The organism is Pseudomonas schmalbachii, from assembly GCF_017589465.1.
GTDB classification, from domain to species: Bacteria; Pseudomonadota; Gammaproteobacteria; order Pseudomonadales; family Pseudomonadaceae; genus Pseudomonas; species Pseudomonas schmalbachii.
This window is the reverse complement of the sequence record NZ_JAELYA010000005.1, coordinates 381,028-393,641: the sequence shown is the minus strand read 5'-3', so window position 1 is coordinate 393,641 and position 12,614 is coordinate 381,028. Positions and strand designations below refer to the sequence as shown.

The following is a 12,614-nucleotide window of genomic DNA, read 5'->3' as shown; positions in this document are numbered from 1 at the left end:
ACGCCTGTCAGGCAGGGTAGCCGGTGATCTCGCGGATGCTGCGGTACAACGGCTTCAACTGGCGATACATGCGCAGGTAGACCTCACGATATAGCCGCTCGTAGGTGCGCTGCGCCTCGGGGCGCGGGTGGAAGACCTGCCCCGTGCGGGTCATCGCCGCGATTGCCGTCGGGAAGTCCGGGTGCAACCCGAGGCCCACCGCGCAGTCGATGGCCGCGCCCAGCCCGGATGCCTCGTAGACATGCGGCCGCTCCGCCGGCAAGCCGAAGATATCGGCGGTCAGTTGCATCGCCGCATCGCTCTGCGAGCCGCCGCCGGCCACGATCAGCCGCTCGATGCGGGTGCCGGAGCGCTTCTCGATGCGCTCCTTGCCCTGGCGCAGGGCGTAGGCCAGCCCTTCGAGGATGGCCCGGTAGATATGCGCGCGGGTGTGCACGTCGCCGAAACCGATGATCGCGCCCTTGGCCTCCAGCCCCGGCTCGCGGATGCCGGGTGTCCAGTAAGGCTGCAACATCAGGCCCATGGAGCCGGGCGGCACCGAGTTCACCAGTTCGTCGAACAGCTGTTCCGGCTCGACGCCCAGCTCGGCGGCCCGCTGCATCTCGCGCAGGCCGAACTCGCGCTTGAACCAGCTGACCATCCAGAAGCCCCGGTAGATCATCACTTCGGTATTGAAGCGGTCGGGAATCGCCGCCGGATACGGCGGGATCATCGGGATGGTTTCCAGGTAGCGGCTGCGGGTGGTGTTGATGGTCGCCGTGGTGCCATAGGACAGGCAGGCCACGTTGGGCTCGATGGCGCCCGCGCCAAGCACTTCGCAGGCCTTGTCGGCGCCGGCGGCGATCAGCGGCAGCCCCTCGGGAATGCCGGTATGCCGGCTGGCCTCGGCGCTGATGTGGCCGAGCCGCTCGCCGGGCTTGGACAGCTCCGGCAACTGCTCGCGGCGGACATTCACCGCCTGCCACTTCCAGTCGCGCGGCGATGCCCAGCGCAGGCGTTTGTAGTCGAACGGCAGGTAGGCGACGCTGCAGGCCACCGAATCGACGAAACGCCCGCACAGGCGCTGGCTGAGAAAGCCGGACAGCAACAGCACCTTGTGCGTGCGCCGGTGGATTTCCGGTTGCTGCTGGGCGACCCAGTTGACCTCGGCCTGGCTGCGGAAGTAATCGACCGCGCCCTGCACGCCGGCCAGCCTGAACAGCCAACCCCACGGCCCTTCGATACGCCCCCGCAGTTCGGCGCGGCGCTGATCGAGCCAGACGATCGCCGGACGCAGCGGCCGCCCCGCCTCGTCGACATGGATCACCGTGGCGCGCTGGGTGGTCAGCGAAACGCCGCGGATCAGGCTGCGGTCGATATCCACCTGCGCCCACAGCGCCTGGCAGGCTTCGCCGAGCTTCTGCCAGTAGTACTCGGGGTCCTGCTCGGCCCAGCCGGGGTTCGTCGAGTAGTACGCCTCCAACTCGACGCGGCCCTTGCCGAGCAGATTGCCCTGCAGGTCGAACAGCAACGCGCGCACGCTCTGGGTGCCGTTGTCGATGGCCAGCAGGTAGCTCGTTTCGCTCAAGGTGCGATCCTTATCGTTGTCTGTCCTGTCGATGGGTATCGCTGCGCTCAACCCATCCTACGAGGAGCGCCATGTAGGATGGGTTGAGCCTGCGATACCCATCAATCCATCCCCGGCAGGCTATAGCAGCGCCGCCACAGTGCCAGGTATTCCATCTCTTCCCGCTCCCAGCGCGCATCGTCCCAACCCAGTCGCGGCTGGCACAGGGCGCGGATCGCCGGCAGTTCGCCCGCCGCACCGTTCGGCAGCAACAGGCCCAGGCGCGTGCGGCGCAGCAGCAGGTCGTCCAGGTGCAGCACCAGCTCGCCCTCCGCCGCCCAGGCCAGTTCGGCCCACAGGTAGTCGGTGGCGCCGATCCGCTCGCTGCCCAGTTCGCCCAGCAGCCGGGCCAGTTCGGGCAAGGCGCGACCATGGCGGCCGGCGAGGCGCCGCTGCTGCGGTTGGCTCAGGCCGGGCAGCTCCACTTCGGGCTGTGCGTGGAACAGGTGATCGTCGCACTCGTCCACGCTCCGTCCCAGCATCGGCGCGCAAGCATGCAGCACCTCCAGGGCGAGCAGACGGAAAGTGGTCAGCTTGCCGCCGGCCAGGGTCACGCAGCCGGGTTCGCTCCACAGCATGTGCTCGCGCTTCTCGTCGGACGGCTTCTTCGCCGCGCCGCCGTTGCTGACCACCGGCCGCACGCCGGCCCAGGTGGACAGCACGTCCTGCGCGCCGATCCGCGCCATGGGGAACTGTTGGGCGCAGGCCGCCAGCAGGTAGTCGAATTCGCGCTGGCTGATGCGCGCGTCGTCGTCGAGGCCGTTGTCGTGATCGAGATCGGTGGTGCCGACCACCGTGGCGCCCTCCCAGGGGAAGACAAACACCGGCCGGCGGTCCTCGGCGTGCATGAAGCTGAAGGCATGGGCCACCGGCAGCCGCCAGGCCGGCAGCAGAAGATGGCTGCCACGCAGCGGACGGATGCGCTCGCCGCCTCCGGCCTGGCGCAGCGATTCGGCCCAGGCGCCGGTGGCCAGGGCGACGGCGCCAGCGCGAAAACCGAAGCGCCGGCCGCTTTCCCGGTCCTCGGCCAACAGGCCACAGACCTTGCCGTTCTCCCGCGTCAGCTCGACCACCCGCAGCCCGTTGAGCGCCTCGCCGCCATCGGCGCGCGCCTCGTCCAGTACGCGCAGCACCAGCCGGGCATCGTCGGTCAGCGCATCGGCGAAGCGGCTGCCGCCGAGCAGGCCGTCGTCCTTCAGACCCGGTGCCAGGTAGCGCAGTTGCTGGCGCGGATAGAAGCGGTGGTCGCGCCGGCCGGCCAGGGCGTCGTACAGCGTCAGCAGGCCGCCGAACACCCGCGGGCCGGGAAACTCGCCGCGATAGTGGGGCATGATGAAGCTCAGCGGCTCGACCAGCCCCGGCGCCTCGGCCAGCAGGCGTTGGCGTTCGCGCACCGAGTCGCGGGTCAGGCCGAACTGGCCCTTGGCGATGTAGCGCAGGCCGCCGTGGATCATCTTCGACGAGCGGCTGGAGGTGCCCCAGGCGAAGTCGCGCTGCTCGATCAGCAGGCAGCGCCAGCCGCGCCGCGCGGCTTCGAGGAGAATCCCGGCGCCGCTGATGCCGCCGCCGACCACGATCACGTCCCACTCGCGCGCGGCCAGTTCCGGCAGTGCCTGTTCGCGCCAGGCTGCGTTCCAGGCGGGCATGGGTCAGTCCTGCAGCAGGGTGCCGGGGTTGAGCCGGCCGGCGGGATCGAAATGCGCGGCCATGGCCTTCAGCGCCGCCATGCCCAGCGGGCCCTTCTCCGCCGCCAGCCAGGGCGCATGGTCCTTGCCCACGCCGTGCTGGTGGCTGATGGTGCCGCGGTTCTCGGCAATCGTCTGGCTGGCGGCATGCTTGAGCCGGCGCCAGCGTTCCAGGGTCGCCGCGTAGCTCGCCGCCGGGCGGAATACATAGGTGGTATAGATGCTCGAACCTTCGCCGTAGACGTGCGACAGGTGAGTGAACACGTGCACCCGCTCGCCCTCCGCCGCCAGCCCGTCGCGCAGGCTCGTCTCGATCCGGCCGAGCAGGTTGCCGACGTTCGACCAGTCGGTGGCGGTTTCCAGAGTGTCCACCACGTAGCCGGCCTGCCACAGGCTCTCGCGCAGGTAGGGGAAACGGAAGCGCCCGTCGGCCCACTTGCGCCCCAGCAGGGTGCCGGTGAACACGCCGCCGAAATCCTTCAGCAACCGCCTGGCCAGCTTCAGCGACGCGGCATTCTGCGCCCGCGAGCCGGTGACGCCGAAGGTCAGCATGCACTTGCCCTCCCCCGCGCCGCGCCACTTCAGATAGCGCTCCAGCCAGGCGATCTGCCCGGGATGACCGGCCAGCGCCAGTTGCGTGGTGGTTTCGATGGCGTTCGACAGGCGCAGCATGGACAGCTGCACGCGGGACTGGGCCAGTTCGCGGATCGCTTGCAGCGCCTGCTCCCAACCGGGCAGGAACACCGCATAGAAGCGCTCGTCGTCGGCGAGGCGGCTGACCCGCACCTTGACCGTGGAAATGATGCCGAAGCGCCCCTCGGAGCCGAGCACCATCTCGCGCAGGTCCGGGCCGGCGGAGGATGCAGGGAAGGTGGGGATTTCCAGGCTGCCGGCGAATGTTTCCAGGGTGCCGCCGGCGAACAGCTGCTCGATGCGACCGTAGCGCAGCGACTGCTGGCCGCTGGAACGGCTGGCGACCCAGCCGCCAAGGGTCGACAGTTCCCAGGACTGCGGGAAGTGCCCGAGGGTATAGCCACGGGCGCGCAACTGGCTTTCCACCTGCGGACCATTGGCGCCGGGACCGAAGGTGGCGATCAGGCTTTCTTCGTCCAGTTCCAGCAGGCGGCTCATGTGTTCGAGGGAGACGGTCAGCACCGGTTTGTCGGCGGCCGGCGGATTGATGTGCCCGGCCACCGAGGTGCCGCCGCCATAGGGGATCAGCAGGCAATCCTGCTCCTCGGCGAAACGCAGCAGTTCGCGAATCTGCCCGGCGGTCTGCGGATAGGCCACGCCATCGGGGAACACGCCGAACTCGCCTTCGCGCATCGCCAGCCAGTCCGGCAGGCTCTGGCCGCGGGCATGCAGCACGCGGTCGCGCGGCTCGCGGACGATCAGCGGATGCCCGGGCAGGCGCGAGGCCGGCACTTTCGCCAGCACGCTGTCGAGGCTGGCATCGGCCAGCGGATTGCCGGGGCCGACCAGTTCGGCGAGGAATGCGCGGCTGGTGTCCGGCAACTCCATGTACGTTCCTTCGTCGCCCCAACCGTTCCAGCGTCGCATGCCCCGCTCCTGTTCCGATGCCCTGCACTGGCTGCCTATACTAGCCAGCCGCCCGGGACTGTCACTGTCGGATCGGGACAGCCCCACTCGCCGATCGAGACACAACAAGAATGCACAACCTCGGCCAGACTTCGGTTCCCGCCCTGCAGAAGTACCTGCGCCATGCCGAACAACTCGGCATGGACCTCGACGCCACGCTACAGGCCGCCGGCCTGAGCCGCCAGTTGCTCGACGACAACCGCCGGCGCCTGCCCGGCGAAACCCACGAACGCCTGCTCGCGCACTTCGCCGAACACTCCGGCGACCCGCTGTTCGGCCTGCATTCGGCGCGCTTCGTCCAGCCTGGCTCGTGGAGCGTGCTCGGCTACATCACCATGAATTGCGCCAGCCTCGGCGAGGCGATGGCACGCATCATGCCGTACGAGAAGCTGGTGGGAGACATGGGCGTGACGCGGCTGGAGCCGGGCGACGGCCATGTGCGGCTGATCTGGACCTGCCGCCACCAGCCCGGGGAAGTCCGCCGGCACATGGTGGAGAACGTGCTCGCCTCCTGGCTGCGCTATGCACGCTGGATCGCCGACAGCGATGCCTCGCCGCAGGAGGTCTGGTTCGAGCACGCGCAGCCGGCGGCAATCGAACTGGCCGAGCACGAGCGCGAGTTCGGCTGTCCGGTACGTTTCGGCCAGCCGTGCAACGCGCTACTGGTCCCGCAGGAACTGCTCGCCCACCCATTGCGCCAGGCCGACGCCGGGCTGCTGCGCACCCTGGAAGAACACGCCATGGCGCTGCTGGCCGGGCTGGATGACGACGAACCGCTGCCGCAGCGGGTGAAGAACGCCCTGCGCCAGTTGCTCAAGGATGGACTGCCGCGCAAGGAACGCGTCGCCGAGCATTTCGGCATGACCCTGCGCACACTGCAGCGCCACCTGCAGCAGGCCGGCAGCAGCTACCAGCAGATTCTCGACGAACTGCGCCAGGAACTCGCCAGCCACTATCTATTGCACAGCGAGCTGCCGATCCAGGACATCGCCCAATACCTCGGCTTCGGCGAGCCGCGCTCGTTCCACCGCAGTTTCAAGGGCTGGACGGGAATGACGCCGGGGGAATTCCGCCAGGAACGAAAGAAGCTAGCGGTTAGCGCGTAGGTTGGTGCTGAACGCAGTGAAGCCCAACATCAGTCGAGCGCTGCATCGTTGGGCTTCGTACCTCAGCCCAACCTACATCAGCACTTCAGTGAACGGAATGAACGTCACCATATCGCCTTCGGCAAGGGTCGTTCCTTCGCGCACCTCCACTAACCCTTCTGCCCAGGCGGCGCTGCGCAGCACGCCGGAACTCTGGTTGGAAGAAGGCACCGCCCGGCCATTCTCCAGACGCCCGCGCAGGTATTCGCGGCGATTGCCCGGTTTGCTCCAGGTGAAACCGGCCGGCACGCTGAAGCCCAGCGGCTCGACGTCCTGCACGCCGAGGCGGCGCAGCAGATAGGGCCGTGCCAGCAGGGCGAAGGTCACCAGGCTGGAGGCCGGGTTGCCCGGCAGGCCGATCACCGGCACGCCCTGGTAGTGGCCGACAGTCAGCGGCTTGCCCGGCTTGATCGCCAGCTTCCACAGCGCCAACTCGCCGGCTTCGCGCAGGGCCATGCCGAGGAAGTCCGCCTCGCCCACCGACACACCGCCGGTGGAGAGGATCAGGTCCACCTCTGACAGCGCACCAAGTTTCTCGCGGGTACGCGCCAGGTCGTCGGGCAGGATGCCGGCATCCACCACCTCGCAGCCGAGACGGGTCAGCCAGCTTTTCAGCAAATAGCGGTTGCTGTTGTAGATCTGCCCGGCGCCCAGCGCGGTGCCCGGCTCGACCAGTTCGTCGCCGGTCGACAGCACGGCCACGCGCGGACGACGGCGCACGCGCAGCTCGGCCTGGCCGAGGGTCGCCGCCAGACCGATGCTGATCGGCCCGAGAACCGTCCCCGCATCCAGCACCTGCTCGCCCGTGCGGGTTTCCTGGCCTTGCGGGCGCACATGCTGGCCGGCCTTCAGCGGCTCGCGGAACGACACGCGGCCATCGGCGAGCACTTCGGCGTTTTCCTGCATCTCCACGGTGTCCGCGCCTTCGGGCAACGGCGCACCGGTGAAGATCCGCGCGCAAGTGCCCGGCTGCAGCGGCGCCGGCGCCTGGCCGGCGAAGATCTTCTGGCTCACTGCCAGCGCCTCGCCCTGCCAGTCGGCATGGCGCAGCGCGTAGCCGTCCATGGCGCTGTTCGGCCATGGCGGCAGGTCGAGCGTGGAGACCAGCGGCTCGGCCAGCACGCGGCCATCGGCGTCGTTCAGGCCGACGTTTTCGCAATCGGTGATCGGCGCCTGTTCCGCCAGGGCAAGCAGGCGCGCCAGCGCCTCCTCGACCGGCAACAGCCCGGGTTTGTCGCAACCGCTCATCCGCGGCTCTCGCACAGCGGCGCCTGCTTCAGGTGCGGGACGAAGTTGCACGGCCGGTGACGGGCGTCCAGCTGCTCGGCGAGGATGCCGTCCCAGGCGGTGCGGCAGGCATTGGTCGAGCCCGGCAGGCAGCAGACCAGGGTGCCGTTGGAGAGGCCGGCCAGCGCGCGCGACTGCACGGTGGAGGTGCCGATGTCGGCCACGGAAATCTGCCGGAACAGTTCGCCGAAGCCGTCCACCTGCTTGTCCAGCAGGCAGGCGACCGCCTCCGGCGTGCTGTCGCGGCCGGTGAAGCCGGTGCCGCCGGTGATCAGCACCACCTGCACGTCGTCTTCGGCGATCCAGGCGGCGACCTGGGCGCGGATGCGGTACAGGTCGTCCTTCAGTAGCACCCGCGCGGCAAGATTGTGGCCGGCGGCCTGCAGGCGGTCGACGAACAGTTGGCCGGACGTGTCGGTTTCCTGGGTGCGGGTATCGCTGACGGTGAGAACGGCGATGTTCAGCGGGACGAATGCCTGCTCGGCCTTGTGGCTCATGGGAGAAGACCCTTGCTTGTGAGGTTTGGATGCGAGGTGTTATATCACAGGCCCAACCCGGAGACCCCGCCATGCCCGACACCACCCTGCCCCCCTGTTCAGTGCTGATTCTCGCCGGCGGTCGCGGCCAGCGCATGGGCGGCCAGGACAAGGGATTGCTGGAGTGGCGGGGGCGCCCTCTGATCAGTTATCTGCATGATCTGGTCCGCCCGCTGACCGACGACCTGATCATTTCCTGCAACCGCAACGCCGAACGCTATGCCGATCTCGCCGACCGCCTGGTCAGCGACGACACCAGCGACTTCCCCGGCCCGCTGGCCGGCATCCGCGCCGGTCTCGCCGTGGCTCGCCACCCCTGGCTGCTGGTGCTGCCCTGCGATGCGCCGCGGCTGGATATGGCCTTGCTGGAAAGCCTGCGCCAGTCCTCCGTCGTGGCGCCGGAGCAGGTCCAGATGATCCGCGTCGGCGAGCAATGGGAGCCACTGTTCTGCCTGCTGCCCCGCGCCATCGCCCCGCAGGTCGAAGCGGCCTGGCAACGCGGCGAGCGCAGCCCGCGCCACGTGCTGCTGCCGCTCGGCGTGCAGGCGGTGCCGTGTGCGGTCGACGACCCGCGACTGGCCAACCTGAACACACCGGAACTGCTGGAAAGGCCAATCTAGAGAGGCTGCGGAAAAACTCCGGAACTCGTCATGCGGAACTTCGGTCCCAGTTGGGTATCTATGTGCCTGCTTTATCCACAGGAGACTACCCATGAACAAACGGATGCTACCGGCCCTTCTGCTTGCCCTCGGCCTGGGAGCCCTCGCAGGCTGCTCCAGCCCGAGCGTCATCACCCTGAACGATGGCCGTGAAATCCAGGCAGTCGATTCGCCCGAATACGACAGCGAGTCCGGCTTCTATGTATTCGAGCAACTGGATGGCAAGCGCGTTCGCGTGAACAAGGACCAGGTTCGGTCCGTCAAGGAACTCTGATTCCTCCATCCCTGATCGACGCCCCGCAGGATATCGCCAGCCTGCGGGGCGTTCGTTTTTCTCCCCCCGGAAAACCCGCCCGCGAAAAAAATTTTCGCTAACCCCTTGTGCATCAAAACTTTTTCGGTAGAATGCGCGCCATCAAACGGAGCGTAGCGCAGCTTGGTAGCGCGTCTCGTTCGGGACGAGAAGGTCGCTGGTTCGAATCCAGTCGCTCCGACCAAATCCCGAAAAACCCGCCTAAACGGCGGGTTTTTTATTGCCTGCGATTTGTGCCCCGCGGAAACAGGACGGGGCGAGACGAACGCTCGCCGCCCAGCTCAGCGGCTGAGGAAATCCGCCACCTGCTCCGCGTCGAACGGCCAGTTCAGTTCCGCACCGGTATCGCAACGGCGCAGCACCGGAATGCTCAGTCCGTAGCGCTCCACCCACTCCTCGCGATCGGCGATATCCACCAGCTCGACGAGCAGGCCATGCTCGACGAAAGGCATCAGCAGTGCTTCCGCCACTTCGCACAGGTGGCAACCAAGTGTGCCGAACAGCTGGCATTCCGGACCCATTTCTTCCTCCTCGTGAATTCGCCGGCCATCGTGCCTGGCAATCCGCGCACCGTGGCGCGCAGACAATTATGCGCGAGCTGGCGACCGCCTTGAAACTCGCTCCAACGCCCCGCCCCGCGCGACCTTGCGATCCTCCACCAGGATGTTCCGCACATGCATTAGCCAGCTTTCAAGTCAACGACTAAGGTCTAAGAGCCTTAAGTTCTTTGTAATGATTTATTAATCAGGTTGTAACGGACCGGCATGCCCTTCCCACGATGAATCGGGCGTCACCGGTCTGCCCAAAGCGCTCGAGGAGACAATAACAATGAGCAAGACCCCGATCGCCCGCGCCGTGGCCCTGGCCACGCTGGGTTCCAGCCTTACCCTTCCGACCATTGCCCATGCCGAGTTCATCAAGGACAGCAAGGCCAGCGTCGAGTTGCGCAACTTCTATTTCAACCGTGATTTCCGCCAGGCCAACGATCCTGCGCCCGCCCAGAACAAGCAGGAAGAATGGGCGCAGGGTTTCATCCTCAAGTACGAGTCCGGCTTCACCGAAGGCGTCGTCGGCTTCGGCATCGATGCGCTGGCCGATCTCGGCCTGAAGCTCGACTCCAGCCCCGACCGCAGCGGCTCCGGTCTGCTGCAACGCGACCGCGAGACCGGCCGCGCGCAGGACAGCTATGGCGACCTCGGTGCGACCGCCAAGGTGCGCGTCTCCAAGAGCGTGCTGAAAGGCGGCACCCTGCTGCCGAAACTGCCGGTGGTGCAGGCCAACGACACCCGTCTGCTGCCGCAGACCTTCAGCGGCGGCTCGCTGAACTCGATGGAAATCGACAACCTGACCTTCGACGCCGGCCGCCTGACCCAGGTGAACCAGCGCGATTCCCAGGACTACGAGGACATGACCATCACCAGCGGCGCCAAGCGCAACATCCGCTTCGACGCTGGCACCACCTCGGACAAGTTCGATTTCGCCGGCCTCGGCTACAAGTGGACCGACAACCTCACCACCAGCTACCACTACGGCAAGCTGGAGGACTTCTACTCGCAGCACTACCTGAACCTGGTGCACGTGTGGCCGATCGCCGACAAGCAGTCGCTGAAGTCCGACCTGCGCTACGGGCACTCCTCGGATGACGGCAGCAGCAACGTCGACAACGATGCGCTGAACGCCATGTTCACCTACAGCCTGGGCGGCCACGCCTTCGGCCTCGGCTACCAGAAGATGAGCGGCGATACCGGTTTCGCCTACATCAACGGCACCGACCCGTTCCTGGTGAACTACATCCAGATCAGCGACTTCGCCAACAAGGACGAGAAATCCTGGCAGGCGCGCTACGACTTCAACTTCGCCAGCGTCGGCATTCCCGGCCTGACCTTCATGACCCGCTACGTCAACGGCGACAACGTCGACCAGTTGACCAATAACCAGGAAGGCAAGGAATGGGAACGCAACACCGACATCGCCTACGTGTTCCAGGAAGGCCCGCTGAAGAACCTCGGGCTGAAATGGCGTAATGCGAGCGTGCGCTCCAACTTCGCCAATGATCTCGACGAGAACCGTCTAATCGTCAGCTACGTAATGCCGCTCTGGTAATACGGCAGATGAACGAAAGCCCGGCCGCAATGGCCGGGCTTTTTCATTTCCGGAGCGCGCTTATTCCTGGTTGACCGCGCCGATCTTGTGGATCGACAGGTCCGCGCCGTAGTACTCCTGCTCCTGGCTCAGGCGAATGCCCACCAGCGCCTTGACCAGGCCGTACACCAGCACGCCGCCGGCGAAGGCGATCAACACGCCCAGCGCGGTGCCAATCAGTTGGCTGACCATGCTCACACCGCCCAGGCCACCCAGCGCTTCCTGGCCGAAGATTCCGCAGGCGATGCCGCCCCACACGCCGCAGAGGCCGTGCAGCGGCCACACGCCGAGCACGTCGTCGATCTTCCATTTGACCTGTGCGGCGGTGAAGGTCCAGACGAACAGCGCGCCGGCCACCAGACCGGTCGCCAGGGCGCCGACCGGATGCATCAGGTCGGAACCGGCACAGACCGCCACCAGGCCGGCCAGCGGGCCGTTGTGCAGGAAGCCCGGGTCATTGCGCCCCACCACCAGGGCAGCGACCGTGCCGCCGACCATCGCCAGCAGCGAGTTGACCGCCACCAGTCCGCTGGCGCCGCTCAGGGTCTGCGCACTCATCACGTTGAAGCCGAACCAGCCGACGATGAGAATCCACGAACCGAGCGCGAGCAGCGGGATGTTCGACGGCGCAAAGGCCACCAGGCGCCCTTCGCGATAGCGGCCGTTGCGCGAACCGAGCAGCAGCACCGCCGCCAGAGCCAGCCAGCCGCCGAAGGCATGCACCACCACCGAACCGGCGAAGTCGTGGAAGCTCGCGCCGAACTCCGCCTTCAGCCAGTCCTGCACGCCGAAATTGCCGTTCCAGGCGAGCCCCTCGAAGAACGGATAGACGAAGGCGACGATCAGAGCGGTCGCGCACAGCTGCGGGCAGAACCGGGCCCGCTCGGCAATACCGCCGGAGATGATCGCCGGGATGGCCGCCGCGAAGGTCAGCAGGAAGAAGAACTTCACCAGCGCATAGCCGTTCTCGCTGGTCAGCTCCGCAGCCGGCTGCAGGAAGGTCACCCCATAGGAGATCCAGTAGCCGATGAAGAAGTAGGCCAGCGCGGAAATGGCGAAGTCGGAGAGGATCTTCGACAGCGCATTGACCTGGTTCTTCAGACGGACAGTGCCGACTTCGAGAAAGGCGAATCCGGCGTGCATGGCGAGCACCATGACCGCGCCGATGAGGATGAAAAGGGTATTGGAGCCGTGGATCAGCGTTTCCACGGCACTATTCAGGTTATCCATGAATATCGGCAGCTCCAAAGTGGTCCAGAAAGCACCAAAACAGCTCGCCACCACCAGAATCCGCACCACAATGACGCAATGCCGACCCGGTATGACCGGAACTCCGGCTTCGTTCAGCCGCCTGGCTGCCTGCCGGATGTTCCATCGATTTGGTTTTTCTCCAGTTTTTTCCGTTGATTGATGGAGGTTTTCAGCAATATCCGTATATTCCGGAGCGCCCCGTATGCGGGCGCGCTCACTTCCCAATGCACCAGCGGATTGCAAGCCGCATACCATGAGGCGCATTCGCCAAGGCTGGTCTTCACTTATCTGCTTACGACCACACGGGACGCGCCGGCAGCCACGGCGCCGAAAAAAGTGGAAACTTCCCCTGAAGACGGGGCTCGAAACCAGTAACCCCCGTCAAGCCAAG

At 66.4% G+C, this 12,614-nt stretch carries 12 protein-coding genes and 1 tRNA gene; 6 read left to right on the top strand and 7 right to left on the bottom strand.

The genetic code is table 11. The annotated features are described in order from the left end of the window. Positions 1-7 precede the first annotated feature (7 nt). The 3 genes from JFY56_RS15320 to JFY56_RS15310 form a co-directional block, all read right to left on the bottom strand. On the bottom strand, positions 8-1,567 hold the full coding sequence (locus JFY56_RS15320) for an FGGY-family carbohydrate kinase (protein ID WP_208314694.1): 1,560 nt from the start codon (positions 1,565-1,567) through the stop codon (positions 8-10). A 101-nt stretch (positions 1,568-1,668) separates the two neighbouring features. Continuing rightward, on the bottom strand, positions 1,669-3,252 hold the full coding sequence (locus tag JFY56_RS15315) for a glycerol-3-phosphate dehydrogenase/oxidase (protein ID WP_208314693.1): 1,584 nt from the start codon (positions 3,250-3,252) through the stop codon (positions 1,669-1,671). Between the two features lie 3 nt (positions 3,253-3,255). Beyond that, on the bottom strand, positions 3,256-4,851 hold the full coding sequence (locus JFY56_RS15310; RefSeq protein ID WP_208314692.1) for an FAD-binding oxidoreductase: 1,596 nt from the start codon (positions 4,849-4,851) through the stop codon (positions 3,256-3,258). A 110-nt stretch (positions 4,852-4,961) separates the two neighbouring features. On the opposite strand from JFY56_RS15310, the gene gliR reads away from it, so the two are divergent. After that, positions 4,962-5,996: an AraC family transcriptional regulator GliR gene (gliR, locus tag JFY56_RS15305; protein ID WP_208314691.1), complete on the top strand. Its 1,035-nt coding sequence runs from the start codon at positions 4,962-4,964 to the stop codon at positions 5,994-5,996. 72 nt (positions 5,997-6,068) lie between these two features. On the opposite strand, the gene JFY56_RS15300 is transcribed toward gliR, so the two are convergent. Together JFY56_RS15300 and moaB are read right to left on the bottom strand one after the other, a co-directional pair. Further along, entirely contained in the window at positions 6,069-7,283 is a 1,215-nt protein-coding gene (locus JFY56_RS15300; protein WP_208314690.1) for a molybdopterin molybdotransferase MoeA, read from the bottom strand. Continuing rightward, a complete protein-coding gene (gene moaB / locus JFY56_RS15295; protein ID WP_208314689.1) occupies positions 7,280-7,819 on the bottom strand; it encodes a molybdenum cofactor biosynthesis protein B in 540 nt (179 codons plus the stop codon). The genes JFY56_RS15300 and moaB overlap by 4 nt, the downstream gene beginning before the upstream one ends. 71 nt (positions 7,820-7,890) lie before the next feature. Here moaB and mobA point away from each other — a divergent pair, with 71 nt between their 5' ends. The 3 genes from mobA (at position 7,891) to JFY56_RS15280 (ending at position 9,014) form a co-directional block, all read left to right on the top strand. Further along, on the top strand, positions 7,891-8,478 hold the full coding sequence (mobA, locus tag JFY56_RS15290) for a molybdenum cofactor guanylyltransferase MobA (RefSeq protein ID WP_208314688.1): 588 nt from the start codon (positions 7,891-7,893) through the stop codon (positions 8,476-8,478). A 91-nt stretch (positions 8,479-8,569) separates the two neighbouring features. Next, entirely contained in the window at positions 8,570-8,791 is a 222-nt protein-coding gene (locus JFY56_RS15285) for a YgdI/YgdR family lipoprotein (protein ID WP_208314687.1), read from the top strand. A gap of 146 nt (positions 8,792-8,937) precedes the next feature. Beyond that, positions 8,938-9,014 (top strand) — tRNA-Pro (locus JFY56_RS15280). Positions 9,015-9,111: 97 nt separating this feature from the next. On the opposite strand, the gene JFY56_RS15275 is transcribed toward JFY56_RS15280, so the two are convergent. After that, a complete protein-coding gene (locus JFY56_RS15275; RefSeq protein WP_208314686.1) occupies positions 9,112-9,351 on the bottom strand; it encodes a glutaredoxin family protein in 240 nt (79 codons plus the stop codon). Positions 9,352-9,658: 307 nt separating this feature from the next. Here JFY56_RS15275 and JFY56_RS15270 point away from each other — a divergent pair, with 307 nt between their 5' ends. Further along, a complete protein-coding gene (locus tag JFY56_RS15270; RefSeq protein WP_208314685.1) occupies positions 9,659-10,933 on the top strand; it encodes an OprD family porin in 1,275 nt (424 codons plus the stop codon). Positions 10,934-10,993: 60 nt separating this feature from the next. Here the strand turns inward: JFY56_RS15270 and JFY56_RS15265 are convergent, their stop codons facing one another. Further along, positions 10,994-12,202 carry an ammonium transporter gene (locus JFY56_RS15265; RefSeq protein ID WP_208314684.1) on the bottom strand — a complete coding sequence of 403 codons (1,209 nt, stop codon included), beginning with the start codon at positions 12,200-12,202 and terminating at the stop codon, positions 10,994-10,996. Here JFY56_RS15265 and JFY56_RS15260 point away from each other — a divergent pair. After that, the gene (locus JFY56_RS15260; protein WP_208314683.1) at positions 12,201-12,383 is read left to right on the top strand and encodes a hypothetical protein; all 183 of its coding nucleotides are present in this window, start codon (positions 12,201-12,203) and stop codon (positions 12,381-12,383) included. The genes JFY56_RS15265 and JFY56_RS15260 overlap by 2 nt on opposite strands. Positions 12,384-12,614: the final 231 nt, after the last annotated feature.